The organism is Pseudomonas sp. LAP_36 (assembly GCF_019456785.1).
GTDB classification, from domain to species: Bacteria; Pseudomonadota; Gammaproteobacteria; order Pseudomonadales; family Pseudomonadaceae; genus Aquipseudomonas; species Aquipseudomonas tritici.
The window spans coordinates 344,595-360,881 of the sequence record NZ_JAHZMS010000003.1 but is presented as its reverse complement, the minus strand read 5'-3'; the positions used below and the strand labels follow the sequence as shown (position 1 = coordinate 360,881).

The following is a 16,287-nucleotide window of genomic DNA, read 5'->3' as shown; positions in this document are numbered from 1 at the left end:
GCGGTGCGACGATTCGACTTGCTCGCGAAGGGGCCAACTCGGTCTCCCGGAATAAACCCATAAAAAAACGCCGCAGGCCATTAAGCCTGCGGCGTTCTCTTATTGCAGCCACCGCTTACACGGTATGCAGGTACCAGTTGTACTCAAGGTCGGAGATAGAGTGTTCAAACTCCTCCAGCTCACTTTCCTTACAGGCAACGAAGATATCGATGTATTTAGGATCGATGTACTTGGCCATCACCTCGCTGTCATCCAACTCGCGCAGGGCATCGCGCAGGTTGTTCGGCAGGCTTTGCTCGTTCTGCTCGTAGCTGTTGCCTTCCACCGGTGCGTTCGGCTCGATCTTGTTGGTCAGGCCGTGATGCACGCCTGCCAAAACCGAAGCCATCAGCAAGTAAGGGTTGGCGTCGGCGCCAGCCACACGGTGTTCGATCCGCACGGAATCGGCCGCGCCAGTCGGTACGCGGATCGCCACGGTGCGGTTATCCAGGCCCCAGCACGGCGAGTTCGGCACGTAGAACTGTGCGCCGAATCGACGGTAGGAGTTGACGTTGGGGCACAGGAACGCCATTTGAGCGGGTAGGGTCTCCAGCACACCGCCGATCGCGTGACGCAATGCGGCGTTCTGCTCGGGATCCTCGCTGGCAAAGATGTTCTTGCCGTCTTTGTCCAGGATCGAAATGTGTACGTGTAAACCGTTGCCTGCCTGGCCTGGGTAAGGCTTGGCCATGAAGGTGGTGTCCATCTCATGGTCGTAGGCGATGTTCTTGATCAGGCGTTTGAGCAATACGGCGTAGTCACACGCCTTGATCGGGTCGGCCACGTGGTGCAGGTTCACTTCGAACTGCGCCGGGGCACTTTCCTTGACGATGGCGTCGGCCGGGATGCCTTGCTCTTTGGCACCTTCCAGGATGTCCTGGAGGCAGTCGACGTATTCGTCGAGGTCGTCGATCAGGTAGACCTGTGTCGAATGCGGGCGTTTACCGGAGATCGGCGAGCGGGGCGGTTGCGGGCGGCCGTTCACGTTCTCCTGGTCGATCAGGTAGAACTCAAGCTCGAAGGCAGCGCAGATGGTCAGACCGAGGTCGTCAAATTTGCTGACAACTTGCCGGAGCACTTCGCGCGGATCGGCGAAGAACGGCTCACCTTCTAGTTCGTGCATGGTCATCAGCAGTTGCGCGGTAGGGCGCTTTTGCCACGGCTCATTGCACAGGGTGTCGGGGATTGGATAACAGATTCGGTCAGCATCACCGATGTCCAGGCCCAGGCCGGTGCTTTCCACCGTAGAGCCATTGATATCCAGGGCAAATAAAGAGGCAGGCAGGTTAATGCCCTTCTCGTAAACCTTGTGGAGGCTGGTGCGTTCGATGCGCTTGCCGCGCACCACACCATTCATATCCGCAATTAGAAGGTCTACGTACAGAACCTCAGGATGATCCTTAAGGAACGCGTTCGCTTCGTTAAGCTGAACGGCACGCGGGGGTACCGACATGATGCAACACCTTTGTTGTTAAAAATATCAATCATTGATCTTTTCTGGTTTCAGTCAACCCGAACGGCATGCCGAAGTCAAGCGAGGCCTTTTTTGCCCTAAAAAAGCGCCCTGAGGGCTTTTTTGAGGCTTTTTGGGGCGGTTTTTTGGGTTTGAAAGGCTTGGGACTCGCAGGCTTGAGCGGGCCGTGTTGTATTTTTTACGGGGGTGTTGTGTAAAAAAATGAACAAGGCTAAGCTCGATTCAAACCCATAACAGCAATAATACCGGGGTGCTTCATGTTTCGCCTGCCTCCACTTGGCGTCTCTGCCTGCTTCAGACAGGCTTTGTCATCATTCCATTCTTCCTGTGTAAACACCCGCAGCCCGGTCAATATTCTTGACGCCTCGGCTGACCTCGTCTTTGCCCATTCGCTTTCCTCTTGCCTGCTTCTGAGCGGCTCCCGTGCAGGGTGCTGCTCATGATTCTGCACGAGTTTGGCCTGAGGAATGCAATGCTGCAGCAAATGGCAGGTAAGCTCCTACCCTGAATGAAAAAACGACGCGGATGCTGCGTCAAACAACGCCTGGCCTTTAACGGATGCCAGGAAACCCAGCCCAGAGGCATTTATGAGTAACAACCTCGACCAGCTCACCGATTGGTTGAAAGACCACAAGATCACAGAAGTCGAATGCATGATTGGCGACCTTACGGGTATCACCCGTGGCAAGATCTCGCCAACCAACAAATTCATTGCTGAAAAAGGCATGCGCCTGCCCGAGAGCGTTCTGTTGCAGACCGTGACTGGCGACTATGTCGAAGACGACATCTATTACGAATTGCTCGATCCGGCCGACATCGACATGATCTGCCGCCCCGACCAGAACGCGGTATTCCTGGTGCCCTGGGCCATCGAGCCCACCGCCCAGGTGATCCACGACACCTACGACAAGCAAGGCAACCCGATCGAGCTGTCGCCGCGCAACGTGCTCAAGAAAGTCCTCAAGCTTTACTCCGACAAAGGCTGGCAGCCCATCGTGGCACCGGAGATGGAGTTTTACCTGACCAAACGTTGCGAAGACCCGGACTTCCCGCTGCAACCGCCGATTGGCCGGTCCGGTCGCCCGGAGACTGGTCGGCAGTCCTTCTCTATAGAGGCGGCCAACGAATTCGACCCTTTGTTCGAAGACGTCTACGACTGGTGCGAGCTGCAGGAACTGGACCTCGACACGCTGATTCATGAAGACGGCACGGCGCAGATGGAAATCAACTTCCGTCACGGCGATGCCCTGTCCCTGGCCGACCAGATCCTGGTGTTCAAGCGCACCATGCGTGAGGCCGCACTCAAGCACAACGTGGCCGCCACCTTTATGGCCAAGCCGATGACCGGCGAGCCTGGCAGCGCGATGCATTTGCACCAGAGCATCATCGACATCGCCACCGGCAAGAACGTCTTCTCCAATGAAGACGGGAGCATGAGCCAGCTGTTCCTCAACCACATTGGCGGCCTGCAGAAATTCATTCCTGAATTGCTGCCGCTGTTTGCCCCCAACGTGAACTCGTTCCGCCGCTTCCTGCCCGACACCTCGGCGCCGGTGAACGTGGAGTGGGGCGAAGAAAACCGCACCGTGGGCCTGCGCGTACCGGATGCCGGCCCGCAGAACCGCCGTGTGGAAAACCGCCTGCCGGGCGCCGATGCCAACCCGTACCTGGCGATTGCCGCCAGCTTATTGTGTGGCTACATCGGCATGGTCGAAGGCCATGAGCCGAGCGCGCCGGTGGTGGGTCGTGGTTACGAGCGACGCAACCTGCGCCTGCCGTTGACCATCGAGGACGCCCTGGAACGTATGGAAAACAGCAAGACCATCGAAAAATACCTGGGTCAGAAATTCATCACAGGCTACGTCGCGGTCAAGCGGGCCGAGCATGAAAACTTCAAGCGCGTGATCAGTTCGTGGGAGCGGGAATTCCTGCTCTTTGCCGTCTGATGCGCCGGGCGTGTGGGGCAACCCGCGCGCCCTTCACTGAAAAGTCTAGGAGATTGGTATGTCCAGCAACAACCCGCAAACCCGTGAATGGCAAGCCTTGAGCCGCGATCACCACCTGGCGCCGTTCAGCGACTTCAAGCAACTGAAAGAGAAAGGCCCACGGATCATCACCAAAGCCCACGGCGTTTACCTGTGGGACAGCGAAGGCAACAAGATCCTCGACGGCATGGCCGGCCTGTGGTGCGTGGCGATCGGTTACGGTCGCGATGAACTGGCTGACGCCGCCGCCAAGCAGATGAAAGAACTGCCGTACTACAACCTGTTCTTCCAGACCGCTCACCCGCCGGTGCTGGAATTGGCCAAGGCAATTTCCGACATCGCGCCTGCCGGCATGAACCATGTGTTCTTCACCGGATCCGGCTCCGAAGGCAACGACACCATGTTGCGCATGGTCCGCCACTACTGGGCGATCAAAGGCCAGCCCAACAAGAAAACCATCATCAGCCGCAAGAATGGCTACCACGGCTCTACCGTGGCCGGCGCCAGCCTGGGCGGCATGACCTATATGCATGAACAGGGTGACTTGCCGATCCCGGGCATTACCCACATCGCCCAGCCGTACTGGTTTGGCGAAGGCGGCGACATGAGCCCGGAAGAATTCGGCGTGTGGGCGGCCAATCAGTTGGAAGAGAAGATCCTTGAACTGGGCGTGGACAACGTCGGTGCCTTTATTGCCGAGCCGATCCAGGGCGCCGGTGGCGTGATCGTACCGCCCGCCAGCTACTGGCCGCGCATCAAGGAAATCCTCGCCAAGTACGACATTCTGTTTGTGGCCGATGAAGTGATCTGCGGTTTCGGCCGTACCGGCGAGTGGTTCGGCAGCGATTTCTACGACCTCAAGCCGCACATGATGACCATCGCCAAGGGCCTGACCTCGGGTTACATCCCCATGGGTGGCCTGATCGTGCGCGATGACGTGGTGGAAGTACTCAACGAAGGCGGTGATTTCAACCACGGCTTCACTTATTCCGGTCACCCGGTGGCTGCTGCGGTGGCGCTGGAGAACATCCGCATCATGCGCGATGAAAAAATCGTCAGTCGCGTTCATGACGAAACGGCACCGTATTTGCAGAAACGTCTGAGGGAGCTGGCTGATCATCCGCTGGTGGGTGAAGTGCGCGGCGTGGGCATGCTCGGTGCGATTGAGCTGGTGCAGGACAAAGCCACGCGCAAACGTTACGAAGGCAAGGGCGCCGGCATGATCTGCCGCACGTTCTGCTTCGAGAATGGCCTGATCATGCGCGCCGTGGGCGACACCATGATCATTTCGCCGCCGCTGGTGATCAGCAAGGCCGAAATTGACGAGCTGGTGACCAAGGCTCGCCACTGCCTGGACCTGACTTTGGCGGCATTGCAGGGCTAAGTGCTAGGCTCAGTGCGCAGCGGCTTTCGAGCGTTGCGCATCGAGTAGTTATAAATGAGGCTTTGGTTGAAAGCTGGCCTCAGAACTTGCCAGACTGTCGCCCTGTTTTGTTGCCCTTTAGACGGGCCGCAGAACCTTGTAAGAACGTGGCCCAAAAAAGAAAAATTGGAGCATCACCAAATGAAGGCATTAGGTTTGAAGAACGCTGGCAAGACCCTCCTCGCCTTGTCCCTGATGGGCGCAATGGCGGGCGCGGCCCAGGCAGACGATAAAGTGCTGCACGTCTACAACTGGTCCGACTACATTGCACCGGACACCATCGCCAACTTTGAAAAAGAGTCGGGCATCAAAGTGGTGTACGACGTTTTTGACAGCAACGAAACCCTGGAAGCCAAGTTGCTGGCAGGCAAGTCCGGCTACGACATCGTCGTACCGTCGAACAACTTCCTCGCCAAGCAGATCAAGGCCGGTGTGTATCAGGAGCTGGACAAGTCCAAGCTGACCAACTACGACAACCTGAACAAATCCCTGCTCAAGGCCGTGTCGGTCAGCGACCCGGACAACAAGCACGCCTTCCCGTACATGTGGGGCTCGATCGGCATCGGCTACAACCCGGAGAAGGTCAAGGCCGCGCTGGGCGTGGACAAGATCGAATCGTGGGATGTGCTGCTCAAGCCTGAGAACATCGCCAAGCTGAAAAGCTGCGGCGTGAGCTTCCTTGATTCGCCTACCGAAATGTTGCCGATCGCGCTGCACTACCTGGGCCTGCCGACTGACAGCCAGAAGAAAGACGACCTCAAGCAAGCCGAGGCGCTATTCCTGAAGATCCGTCCTTCGATCGGCTATTTCCACTCGTCCAAGTACATCTCGGACCTGGCCAACGGCAACATCTGCGTCGCCGTGGGTTACTCGGGTGACATCCAGCAGGCCAAGTCCCGCGCGGCTGAAGCCGGTGGCAAGGTGAAAGTGGCCTACGACATTCCTAAAGAAGGCGCCGGCAGCTTCTTCGACATGGTCGCCATCCCTAAAGATGCCGAAAACGTCGACGCGGCCTACAAGTTCATGAACTACCTGCTGAAGCCGGAAGTGATGGCTTCGATCACCAACAGCGTACGTTTCCCGAACGGTAACGAGAAGGCGACCGCACTGGTCGACAAGGACATCACAAGCGATCCAGGCATTTACCCGTCAGCAGAGGTGCAGGCCAAGCTCTACGCTATTGCTGACTTGCCGGCGGCGACCCAGCGTGAAATGACACGCAGCTGGACCAAGATCAAGTCCGGTAAGTAACCGGTCTTCATTAACCACCGCGCCTGGCGCGGTGGTTAATGAAACAAATAAATGACAGAAAGTTTTGCCGGATCGGTTTATCGAGGGTAAGTTGCGCGCCGGTTTTGTTGCCGTGCAACAACTTTAAGGCCCAACTATTTAAGAGGACCTCCACTTGCCAATTTCTTTATTTCGCAAAGCCTTGCTGGTGGGTGCAGGTATCACGCTGGCTGTCAGCGTGCAGGCCGCACCGACTGTGCATATTTATAACTGGTCGGACTACATCGGCGACGACACCCTGGCCAACTTTGAAAAGGCCAGCGGCATCAAGCCCGTGTACGACGTGTTCGATTCCAACGAAACCCTGGAAGGCAAGCTGCTGGCCGGGCGTACCGGCTACGACGTGGTGGTGCCGTCCAACCACTTCCTCGGCAAGCAGATCAAGGCCGGGGCGTTCCAGAAGCTCGACAAGTCATTGCTGACGAACTACGCCAACCTTGACCCGGTGCTGCTCAAGCGTCTGGAAAAAAACGACCCGGGCAACCAGTACGCCGTGCCGTACCTGTGGGGCACCAACGGCATTGGCTACAACGTCGATAAAGTGAAGGAAGTGCTGGGTGTCGACAAGATCGATTCCTGGGCCGTGCTGTTCGAGCCGGAGAACATGAAGAAGCTGGCCACGTGCGGTGTGTCGTTCATGGACTCGGCGGATGAGATGCTGCCCGCGGTGCTCAACTACATGGGCCTGGACCCCAACAGCACAAACCCGGCCGACTACAAGAAAGCCGAGGAAAAACTGCTGAAAGTGCGTCCTTACGTGACCTACTTCCATTCGTCCAAATACATCTCCGACCTGGCCAACGGCAACATCTGCGTGGCCGCCGGTTTTTCCGGTGATGTGTTCCAGGCCAAGGCCCGCGCGGCCGAGGCGGGCAAGGGCGTGAACATCGCCTACGCGATTCCGAAAGAAGGCGGCAACCTGTGGTTTGACGTACTGGCGATCCCCAAGGATGCCGCCAACGTCAAGGAAGCCCACGCCTTCATCAACTATTTGCTGCAGCCTGAGGTGATCGCTCAGGTCAGTGATCACGTCGGTTACGCCAACCCTAACCCAGGGGCGGACAAACTGATGGAGCAATCGATACGCACCGACGAAGCGGTTTACCCACCGCAGGCGGTTCTCGACCGGACATTCGTCAACTTCGAGCTACCCCCGAAAGTGCAACGCTTGATGACCCGTAGCTGGACCAAGGTCAAGACGGGCAAGTAAGGCTCAAACTATCCAAGGTTCGCCCGCCTCTGGCGAACTGCACTGTTTTTTTTTGGGAGTTTCGTAAATGGCAGTTGCCTCCGGCGCCTATAAGAAAGCCCTCGAGGGCGACCAGACACCGAAAAAGGTGCTGGTCAAAATCGACCGGGTCACAAAGAAGTTCGACGAGACGATTGCCGTGGACGATGTGTCCCTGGAAATCAAGAAAGGCGAAATCTTCGCCTTGCTCGGCGGTTCGGGTTCGGGCAAGTCCACCTTGCTGCGCATGCTCGCAGGTTTCGAGCGCCCGACTGAAGGGCGCATCTACCTCGACGGTGTGGACATCACCGACATGCCGCCCTACGAGCGGCCGATCAACATGATGTTCCAGTCCTACGCCTTGTTCCCACACATGACCGTGGCGCAGAACATTGCGTTCGGCCTGCAACAGGACAAGATTCCCAAAGCCGAAGTCGACGCCCGCGTGGCCGAGATGCTCAAGCTGGTGCAGATGAGCCAGTACGCCAAGCGCAAGCCGCACCAGTTGTCCGGTGGCCAGCGCCAACGTGTGGCCCTGGCGCGTTCGCTGGCCAAGCGCCCGAAACTGCTGCTGCTCGATGAGCCCATGGGCGCCCTCGACAAGAAGCTGCGCTCGCAGATGCAGCTGGAACTGGTGGAGATCATCGAGCGCGTGGGCGTGACCTGCGTGATGGTGACTCACGACCAGGAAGAGGCCATGACCATGGCCGAGCGCATCGCGATCATGCACCTGGGCTGGATCGCCCAGATCGGCAGCCCGATCGACATCTACGAAACCCCCACCAGCCGCCTGGTGTGCGAGTTCATCGGCAACGTCAACATCTTCGACACCCAAGTGGTGGATGACGCCGAAGGCCACGCGGTGCTCAAGTGCCCGGACCTGGACCGCGACATCTACGTGGGCTACGGCATCGCCACCGCGGTGGAAGACAAGTCGGTGACCTACGCCATCCGCCCGGAAAAGCTGCTGGTCACCACCGAAATGCCGACCTGCGAGCACAACTGGTCCAGCGGCAAGGTGCACGACATTGCTTACCTGGGCGGCCACTCGGTGTTCTATGTGGAGCTGCCGAGCGGCAAGCTGGTGCAGTCTTTCGTCGCCAACGCCGAGCGCCGTGGGCAGCGTCCGACCTGGGGTGACCAGGTCTACGTCTGGTGGGAAGACGACAGCGGCGTGGTACTTCGCTCATGAATATGAAGAAGTTCAAGCGGCGCTTGGATCGCATAATCCCCAGTGGCAAGCAGGTGGTCATTGGGATTCCTTTCCTGTGGCTGTTCCTGTTTTTCGCACTGCCGTTTTTCATCGTATTGAAAATCAGCTTTGCCGAAGCCGATGTGGCGATCCCGCCGTACACCGAGATCTACACCTACGTTGAGCAGAAGCTGCAACTGGTGCTGAACCTGGCGAACTACAGTTTGCTGGCGGGCGATGAGCTGTATATCGCCGCGTACCTGGGCTCGCTCAAGATGGCGTTTTTCAGCACGCTGCTGTGCCTGCTGATCGGCTATCCGATGGCCTATGCCATTGCTTCTGCGCGCAAAGAGATGCAGACCGTGCTGGTGCTGCTGATCATGATGCCGACCTGGACTGCGATCCTGATCCGCGTGTACGCGTGGATGGGCATTCTCAGCAACAACGGTTTGCTTAATGGCTTCCTGATGTCCATGGGGTTTATCAACGAACCGCTGCAGATCCTTAACACCAACATCGCGGTGTACATCGGCGTGGTCTATTCGTACCTGCCGTTCATGATCCTGCCGCTGTATGCCAACCTGGTGAAACATGACCAGAGCCTGCTGGAAGCCGCATCGGACCTGGGTTCGAGCACCTTCAATAGCTTCTGGAAAATCACCGTTCCTCTGTCCAAGAACGGCATCATCGCCGGCTGCATGCTCGTATTCATCCCGGTGGTGGGCGAGTTTGTGATCCCGGAACTGCTGGGCGGCCCGGAAACCCTGATGATCGGTAAAGTGTTGTGGCAAGAGTTCTTCAACAACCGTGACTGGCCGGTGGCGTCTGCCCTGGCGGTGGTGATGCTGGCGATCCTGATTGTGCCGATCATCCTGTTCAACCGCAGCCAAGCCAAAGAGTTGGAGGGCAAGATATGAAGCGCTTCAGTTTCTCGAGTTTCATGCTGGTAGCGGGGTTGTTGTTTATCTACCTGCCGATGCTGATCCTGGTGATCTACTCGTTCAACGAATCCAAACTGGTGACGGTGTGGGGCGGTTGGTCGATCAAGTGGTACGTGGGCCTGCTCGACAACACCCAGTTGATGGGGTCGGTGGCGCGTTCCCTGGAAATCGCCTGCTACACGGCGGTGGCTGCGGTAGCGCTGGGCACGTTGGCAGCGTTTGTGCTGACTCGCATCAGCCAATTCAAGGGCCGCACGCTGTTCGGCGGCCTGGTGACCGCGCCGTTGGTGATGCCGGAAGTGATCACCGGTCTGTCGCTGTTGCTGCTGTTTGTGGCGATGGCGCAGATGATCGGTTGGCCGCAAGAGCGTGGCATCGTCACCATCTGGATCGCCCACACCACGTTCTGCGCAGCCTATGTGGCGGTGGTGGTGTCGGCGCGCTTGCGTGAGTTGGACCTGTCGATCGAAGAAGCGGCGATGGATTTGGGTGCGCGGCCGTGGAAGGTGTTCTTCCTGATCACCATCCCGATGATTGCACCGTCGCTGGCTGCGGGCGGCATGATGTCGTTCGCGCTGTCGCTGGATGACTTGGTACTGGCCAGCTTTGTGTCGGGGCCGGGTTCGACCACCTTGCCGATGGAAGTGTTCTCGGCGGTGCGCCTTGGGGTTAAGCCCGAGATTAACGCCGTGGCGAGCTTGATCCTGTTGGCGGTGTCGTTGGTGACCTTCCTGGTGTGGTTCTTCAGCCGCCGTGCCGAAGAACACCGCAAGAAGGCTATCCAGCAAGCGATTGAAGAAGCGGCGGCGGATGGCTGGAAACAGCCGGACAAGCGCCGGGCGCCTGCACCGGTCTAACTGACGGAACGCGGTAAAAAATGTGGGAGCTGGCTTGCCTGCGATGAGGCCGTGCCAGTCGACTCATCTGTCGACTGATACACCGCTATCGCAGGCAAGCCAGCTCCCACAGTTGATTGCATTTCAGGTCAACTAAGCCACCCACGGCGACTTGCGGATCACCTCCACAAAATTCATCGGCTGGAACCCTGGCTCTTGATCCACCAGCACATCCGTCTTCACGTTGCCAAACGTGGTCTGCGGGCGATGGCGCAAGCCGTCGGCAAACGCGCAAATGATGCACTCCTTGAACCCTTCGCCACGTGGATGCGCATGCACCACGGCTTCGCGTTGCACGCTGGAAAACGCAGCGTAGTCCATGCCCAGCACGTCCATCTCCACGCCGGCCGTCACCAGCGCCACGGTCGGGCGCAGATGCTGCGGCACGCCCGGTGTGGTGTGCAGGGCGATGGATAACCACACCTGTTCGATGTCGTCATCGCTCAGCCCGTAAGGCTTGAGGAAGGCAGCGGCTGCGTTGGCGCCGTCCACTTCGAAGCGTTCGTTGTCACTGCGATGGCCTTCGATCAGGCCCAGGTCATGGAACATGGCGCCGACGTAGAGCAACTCCGGGTTGTAGGCGAGTTGCTTGCGTTCACCGCTCAATGCGCCAAACAGGAACACCCGGCGAGAGTGGTGGTAGAGCAGGTCGGATTCGACGTCGCGGATGTATTCGGTGGTGGCCTTGGCCAGGGCGCTGTCAGGGATCTGGATGCCGGCGATGGTGGTGGTCATGGTCGTTCTCCTCTGGGAAGCATCCAGTCTGGTCGTGTGCTCGTGGAGGGGCTAGCACGGCGAGGGAGCGATGTCGGCCAATGTGCAGCCACATCGTGCCAAGGCAAAATCAGCTAGGGTGTAGCAGGCGATTGATCCCTTGAAGCCTGCGAAAATCAAAAATGTGGGAGCGGGCTTGCTCGCGAATGCGGTGGTTCAGTCACCGAATTTATTGGCTGATCCACCGCATTCGCGAGCAAGCCCGCTCCCACAGGGGTTTGTGTTCATCCAATCAAAGGTGTGTTGTTCATGGGCAAAACCGTTGCCATCCTGATTTTCCCCGGCGTCCAGTCACTGGACGTGACCGGCCCCATGGATGTGTTTTGCGAGGCCAACCGGTTTCTAGCGCCTGAGGACCATTACCAGCTTGAAGTGATTGGCCTTGGCCTCGGCACCATGGCCGCCTCCAACGGTCTGTCATTGCAGGCCCACCGGCACTACAGCGAAGCCCTGCACGCCTATGACCTGCTGCTGGTCGCTGGCGGCCCGCAGTTACCCTTCGAGGACTTCGGCACGCAGTTCGATGATTGGTTGCGGGGCGCCGCTGCAAGGGCACAACGCTTCGGTTCGATCTGCAACGGCGCGTTCATGCTGGCCCGAGCCGGGCTGCTGGATGGGAAAACCGTCACCACCCATTGGAACGACGCGGCTGATCTGGCGCGCCTGTGCCCCACCGCCCAGGTTGAGGCCGACCGCCTCTACGTGCAGGACGGCAACCTCTACACCTCGGCCGGGGTCACGGCGGGTATCGACTTGTCGCTCTATTTGCTGGCTCAGGACCACGGCCCGGAAGTCGCGCTGAGCGTGGCCAAGCGCTTGGTGGTGTTTACCCAGCGTTCGGGCGGGCAGTCGCAGTTCAGCCCGTTCCTCACGCCCCACGCCGAAACCACCTCGGCGGTGGCGTTGGTGCAGCTGTACGTATTGGCGAACCTGACCGGCGACCTGAGCATTGCCGACCTGGCCGAGGCGGCCAATATGAGCCCGCGCAATTTCTCTCGGGTGTTTGCCCGCGAGGCGCGGATAACGCCAGCGGAGTTTGTCGAGCGGGCGCGGGTGGACGCGGCGCGGGTGCTGCTCGAAAGCAGCCACGCACCGCTGAAAACAGTGGCGTATCAATGTGGCTTTCGCGACGCCCAGCACATGCGCAGTGTGTTCAACCGCCGGCTGGGCGTGACGCCACAACAGTTCCGGCTTAACTTTGCGGCGCCGGTTTGAGCGTGTCGTAGGCTTCCAGCGCACGCAGCGAGTAGATGTATGCCGCGCCGGCATTCAGCGAAATCGCGGTGGCCAATGTGGCGGCAACCTCTTCGCGGGTCGCGCCGGCCTTGATCGCAGCGTCGGCATGCACGCCGATGCAACCGTCGCAGCGGGTGGTGATGGCCACGGCAATGGAGATCAGCTCACGGGTCTTGGCGTCGAGTACGTTGTTTTCCTCGGCAGCCTCGCCCAGCGCCATGTAGGCTTTGACCATCTTCGGGTTGCTCTTGCCCAGCGCGCCAAAGGCTTTCTTCACGGTAGGCAGCAAGTGGGACCAGTTATTGAACATTGCGGTAACTCCTCAACAGGTTGGGTGTGAAGCCAGTCTGTTCTGTTTGAGGTTGGGGTTATTGTTCAATCCGCTCATCTTTTTGACCGATGCTCGCAAATGAATTCGATCGACACCCTTATCGCGCTGGCCAACCTGCGCGGCAGTCTGGATTTGCGGTGCCAGTTCCAGGGCGCCTGGGCGCTGGAGCATGCCCCCGAGAATCTCGGTGTGGCGCCGTATCACATCGTGCTCAGTGGCAGCTGCCGCGCGGAATTGTCGGGCGGGCAACAAGTGACCCTGGAGGAGGGTGACATCCTGCTGATGCCTGGCGGCGCCACGCACTTGCTGCGCAGCCAGGGCGCGAGGATCAGGCCGATGCAGCCCCGGGTGGTCGAAGGCGGCGTACTCAAGGTGCACCGCCTGGGCGGTGACCAGCCGGATTTGGACATGCTCTGCGGCAGTTTTCACTACAACCGCCAATCGCTGTTGTTCGGTGCGTTGCCGGAGCACTTGGTGGTGTCCAGCCGCGAATGGCAGGCCGATGGGCAATTGGCAGCGTTGATTGGGTTGCTGCGCAGCGAAGCGGACGGCGAGCAGCTCGGCGCACGTTCGTTTATCGATGCACTCTCTTCAGCGCTGTTCACCCTGATCCTGCGTGCCTGGCTGACCCGTCAGGCGCCAGTTGCCGGCACCTTCGCGCTGCTCGCTGACAAGCGCCTGAGCAAGGCCTGGCAGGCGATGCTGGCCGATCCCGGGCACGAGTGGACCATCGACAGCCTGGCCACCGCCGCGACGATGTCGCGCGCTACGTTCATGCGCGCGTTTGTAAAAGTGGCGGGCGTATCGCCCTGGGTGTTGCTGACCCAGTTGCGCATGGAGCTGGCATTCAACCTGCTGCGCGAGTCACGCCTGAGCCTGTTGGATATCGCCGCCCAGGTGGGTTACCAGTCCCAGGCGGCGTTCAGCAAGAAATTCAAGGAAACCTATGGTGAGGCGCCGGGGCGGGTGCGGGCACGGTAGCCGCCGCACCACCGGTCAAAGTGTGGGAGCTTGCTTGCCTGCGATGGCGGTGGTTCAGTCACATCGCTATCGCAGGCAAGCCAGCTCCCACCTTGATCGGGTTTACAGGCCGCTATCTCGCAGGGAGTAATTTAAGAGTGCCTCGCATATTCGCCGTCACTTCCTCATCACTGAAATGCGCCTGCTCATAGCCACCTTCGATGTAGGTTTCTGCCTGGTCGCCATAATGCTTGTCGAACGGCACCCCACTTTGCCCGACCGGGTTGATGGTCAGTGCGTGAGCCGCATCGGCGAAATCGATCAGGCGGCGGGTGGAAGGCCCGTAGGTCACGGGCCACGGTGCCGGGCCGATAGGGGCCGACTGGTTGTTGGGCACTTCGTGGGTTCCCGGCGCCGGGAACGGGCCGACATTCACGATCAGGTCCAACGGTTTCTGCGAGCCCAGCGGGTAGCCATGGGTCAGGGTGTGGGCCTTGCCCCACTGCCATTGGCTTGGGTCATCGCCGAAAGTGGCTTTGAGGTGTGCGAGGCTGTTGTCCCAGGCGAGCTTGACGGTGTCGGCGCGCTTGCCGTCCCACCACGGCGAATCTGGCGCGGCGGCCAGGCGTGGCAGTGCGGCGTCGATCACGCGGGTGCTGAGCAGGGTCTTGAACATGGCGTCGCCGAGTTTCGGATGGAAGGCGGCGTCGGCCAGGTTGAACAGGAACTGGTTGAACAGCGTGGCGCTGGTGGAGTCCAGCGGGTAGTCACCTTTCCAGGCGGCCAGTTGCTCCACCAGTTTCAACTGCGCCGGGTCCTTGACCACTTCACGCAGCACCGGCAACAGCGGCGCCAGCAGGCGCGGGCCGAAGGCGGTGGCGGTGCCCAGTTGCAAGGCCTGGCTGTTGTCGACATCCCACTTCACGCTCTTGTCGCTCAACTGCGCGTTCAACTGTTGGCCACGGTCGGCCAGGTTGTAATAACCGGGGATCTCCATGCCGGTGGGCGAGACGGGTTGCGCGTTGGCCGACACCACGTAGCCACGCGCGGGGTTTTCTTCCTGGGGGTTGGCGCTGAAGGGGTAGAAGCCCAGCTTGTCGGCCTGTGTGCTACTGCCGTCGAGGATAAAGCCGGCATTGGTACCGGCCGGACGAATCGGCAATTGCGCCGCCGCCCACCAGCCGATATCGCCCTTGGCATTCGCCCACACAATATTCAGCCCCGGCGCAGACACCTTCGACGCCGCCGCGCGCGCCTTGGCCAGGGTGTCGGCGCGGTTGAGCTGGTAGAAACCTTCGAGGATCGGGTTCTGGGTGTCGAGGAACGCCCACCACATGGCAATCGGCGTCTTGCCGGCACTTTCGCCGAGCACGTCATTAATGACCGGGCCGTGGGGTGATTGGCGCAGGGTCAGCGTGACGGGCGCCTGGCCTTTCACCGCAATCTGTTGCTCGGTGCTGGTCATATCGACCCACTGGTCGTGGTACCAGACCTGATTGGCGTTTTCCGGGTTGACCTTCTCGGCGATGAGGTCGAGGTCATCGTTCTGGAACATGGTCAGGCTCCAGCCGAAATCCAGGTTGTGCCCCAGGAACGCCACCGGCACCAGCGCGTTGTGATAGCCATACAGCTCAAAGCCCGGCGCCGACAGCTGCGCCTCGTACCACACCGACGGCACCGAGAAGCGAATATGCGGGTCACCGGCCAGCAACGGTTTACCGCTCTTGGTGCGGTTGCCGCTGATGGCCCAGGCGTTGCTGCCTTCGAACTGCGGCAAGCCATTGTCGGCCAAGGCCTGTTCGCTCAGGGCGGCGATGGCGCCGAGGGTTTGCCAATCGCTGGCGGCGAGGTTGAGGGCGCCCTGAGGTTGCCAGTCGAGGTCGAAGACTTTCAGGTAGTCGCTGCCCAGTTGATCGCGTACGTAAGTCAGCAGAGGCTCGGTACGAAATGCGGCAGCAAAGCTGTAGGCCATATACCCGGCGACGCTGATGCTGTCCTCGGCGGTGAACGGCCGCTTGGGGATGCCCAGCACGTCGAACTCCATCGGGCGGGCGTGGCTGTCTTGATATTGGTTGATCCCGTCCAGGTAGGCTTGCAGGGCCTTCCAGTGCGCCGAATCATGATCCAGCTGCGCCACATAAGTGGCGGCGCGGTCACGAATGCGCAGGCTACGGAACAGCTTATCGGTCTCCAGCAGCTTGGGCCCAAGCACCTCGGCCAGCTCGCCACGGGCCAGGCGCCGCATGATCTCCATCTGGAACAAGCGGTCCTGGGCGTGCACGTAGCCCAGGGCGCGATACAGGTCGGTTTCGTTCTCGGCACGAATATGCGGCACGCCACGGTCGTCGTAGCGCACGGTGACCGAGCCTTGCAGGTTGGCCAGCTCAACCGTGCCCTGGCGGGTCGGCTGCTTGCTGTACACGTACCAGCCGGCGCCGAGAGCCGCCAGCACTACAAGAACCGCGAGAGTCCGCAAGACGCGCTTCATGAACATTCCTTACCAAGAGAGGGGTGGCGA

13 protein-coding genes are annotated in these 16,287 nt (G+C 59.7%); 9 read left to right on the top strand and 4 right to left on the bottom strand.

What is annotated here, in order from left to right; translation table 11 throughout:
* Positions 1-115: 115 nt before the first annotated feature.
* Positions 116-1,492: a glutamine synthetase family protein gene (locus JBO08_RS12740; RefSeq protein WP_065874419.1), complete on the bottom strand. Its 1,377-nt coding sequence runs from the start codon at positions 1,490-1,492 to the stop codon at positions 116-118.
* A gap of 608 nt (positions 1,493-2,100) precedes the next feature.
* On the opposite strand from JBO08_RS12740, the gene JBO08_RS12735 reads away from it, so the two are divergent.
* The 7 genes from JBO08_RS12735 (at position 2,101) to JBO08_RS12705 (ending at position 10,429) form a co-directional block, all read left to right on the top strand.
* Positions 2,101-3,459 carry a glutamine synthetase family protein gene (locus JBO08_RS12735; protein WP_065874418.1) on the top strand — a complete coding sequence of 453 codons (1,359 nt, stop codon included), beginning with the start codon at positions 2,101-2,103 and terminating at the stop codon, positions 3,457-3,459.
* 58 nt (positions 3,460-3,517) lie between these two features.
* The gene (locus JBO08_RS12730) at positions 3,518-4,882 is read left to right on the top strand and encodes an aspartate aminotransferase family protein (RefSeq protein WP_220074681.1); all 1,365 of its coding nucleotides are present in this window, start codon (positions 3,518-3,520) and stop codon (positions 4,880-4,882) included.
* A 195-nt stretch (positions 4,883-5,077) separates the two neighbouring features.
* The gene (locus JBO08_RS12725) at positions 5,078-6,172 is read left to right on the top strand and encodes a polyamine ABC transporter substrate-binding protein (RefSeq protein WP_065874456.1); all 1,095 of its coding nucleotides are present in this window, start codon (positions 5,078-5,080) and stop codon (positions 6,170-6,172) included.
* A 154-nt stretch (positions 6,173-6,326) separates the two neighbouring features.
* Entirely contained in the window at positions 6,327-7,421 is a 1,095-nt protein-coding gene (locus tag JBO08_RS12720) for a polyamine ABC transporter substrate-binding protein (protein ID WP_065880215.1), read from the top strand.
* A gap of 67 nt (positions 7,422-7,488) precedes the next feature.
* Positions 7,489-8,631: an ABC transporter ATP-binding protein gene (locus JBO08_RS12715; RefSeq protein WP_003176776.1), complete on the top strand. Its 1,143-nt coding sequence runs from the start codon at positions 7,489-7,491 to the stop codon at positions 8,629-8,631.
* Complete coding sequence (locus tag JBO08_RS12710) at positions 8,628-9,548, top strand: ABC transporter permease subunit (RefSeq protein WP_065874415.1); 921 nt, start codon at positions 8,628-8,630, stop codon at positions 9,546-9,548. The genes JBO08_RS12715 and JBO08_RS12710 overlap by 4 nt, the downstream gene beginning before the upstream one ends.
* Positions 9,545-10,429: an ABC transporter permease subunit gene (locus JBO08_RS12705; protein ID WP_010207334.1), complete on the top strand. Its 885-nt coding sequence runs from the start codon at positions 9,545-9,547 to the stop codon at positions 10,427-10,429. The genes JBO08_RS12710 and JBO08_RS12705 overlap by 4 nt, the downstream gene beginning before the upstream one ends.
* A 132-nt stretch (positions 10,430-10,561) precedes the next feature.
* On the opposite strand, the gene JBO08_RS12700 is transcribed toward JBO08_RS12705, so the two are convergent.
* Complete coding sequence (locus JBO08_RS12700) at positions 10,562-11,203, bottom strand: HD domain-containing protein (protein ID WP_220074683.1); 642 nt, start codon at positions 11,201-11,203, stop codon at positions 10,562-10,564.
* 288 nt (positions 11,204-11,491) lie between these two features.
* Between JBO08_RS12700 and JBO08_RS12695 the strand changes: the two genes are divergently transcribed.
* Positions 11,492-12,457 (top strand): GlxA family transcriptional regulator, encoded by a 966-nt coding sequence (locus JBO08_RS12695; RefSeq protein WP_065874413.1) that lies wholly within the window; start codon positions 11,492-11,494, stop codon positions 12,455-12,457.
* On the opposite strand, the gene JBO08_RS12690 is transcribed toward JBO08_RS12695, so the two are convergent.
* The gene (locus JBO08_RS12690) at positions 12,435-12,788 is read right to left on the bottom strand and encodes a carboxymuconolactone decarboxylase family protein (RefSeq protein ID WP_065874412.1); all 354 of its coding nucleotides are present in this window, start codon (positions 12,786-12,788) and stop codon (positions 12,435-12,437) included. The two genes, JBO08_RS12695 and JBO08_RS12690, sit on opposite strands and share 23 nt — an antisense overlap.
* A 99-nt stretch (positions 12,789-12,887) precedes the next feature.
* On the opposite strand from JBO08_RS12690, the gene JBO08_RS12685 reads away from it, so the two are divergent.
* Complete coding sequence (locus JBO08_RS12685) at positions 12,888-13,790, top strand: AraC family transcriptional regulator (RefSeq protein ID WP_065880212.1); 903 nt, start codon at positions 12,888-12,890, stop codon at positions 13,788-13,790.
* Between the two features lie 112 nt (positions 13,791-13,902).
* Here the strand turns inward: JBO08_RS12685 and JBO08_RS12680 are convergent, their stop codons facing one another.
* Positions 13,903-16,257, bottom strand: coding sequence for a penicillin acylase family protein (locus JBO08_RS12680; RefSeq protein WP_220074684.1), 2,355 nt, complete (start codon positions 16,255-16,257; stop codon positions 13,903-13,905).
* Positions 16,258-16,287 lie beyond the last annotated feature (30 nt).

Coding starts and splice junctions, on each gene's coding strand:
- JBO08_RS12680 (WP_220074684.1), bottom strand. CDS start 16,257: ATGAAGCGCGTCTTGCGGACTCTCGCGGTTCTTGTAGTGCTGGCGGCT.
- JBO08_RS12700 (WP_220074683.1), bottom strand. CDS start 11,203: ATGACCACCACCATCGCCGGCATCCAGATCCCTGACAGCGCCCTGGCC.
- JBO08_RS12710 (WP_065874415.1), top strand. CDS start 8,628: ATGAATATGAAGAAGTTCAAGCGGCGCTTGGATCGCATAATCCCCAGT.
- JBO08_RS12705 (WP_010207334.1), top strand. CDS start 9,545: ATGAAGCGCTTCAGTTTCTCGAGTTTCATGCTGGTAGCGGGGTTGTTG.
- JBO08_RS12730 (WP_220074681.1), top strand. CDS start 3,518: ATGTCCAGCAACAACCCGCAAACCCGTGAATGGCAAGCCTTGAGCCGC.
- JBO08_RS12690 (WP_065874412.1), bottom strand. CDS start 12,788: ATGTTCAATAACTGGTCCCACTTGCTGCCTACCGTGAAGAAAGCCTTT.
- JBO08_RS12695 (WP_065874413.1), top strand. CDS start 11,492: ATGGGCAAAACCGTTGCCATCCTGATTTTCCCCGGCGTCCAGTCACTG.
- JBO08_RS12740 (WP_065874419.1), bottom strand. CDS start 1,492: ATGTCGGTACCCCCGCGTGCCGTTCAGCTTAACGAAGCGAACGCGTTC.
- JBO08_RS12685 (WP_065880212.1), top strand. CDS start 12,888: ATGAATTCGATCGACACCCTTATCGCGCTGGCCAACCTGCGCGGCAGT.
- JBO08_RS12715 (WP_003176776.1), top strand. CDS start 7,489: ATGGCAGTTGCCTCCGGCGCCTATAAGAAAGCCCTCGAGGGCGACCAG.
- JBO08_RS12735 (WP_065874418.1), top strand. CDS start 2,101: ATGAGTAACAACCTCGACCAGCTCACCGATTGGTTGAAAGACCACAAG.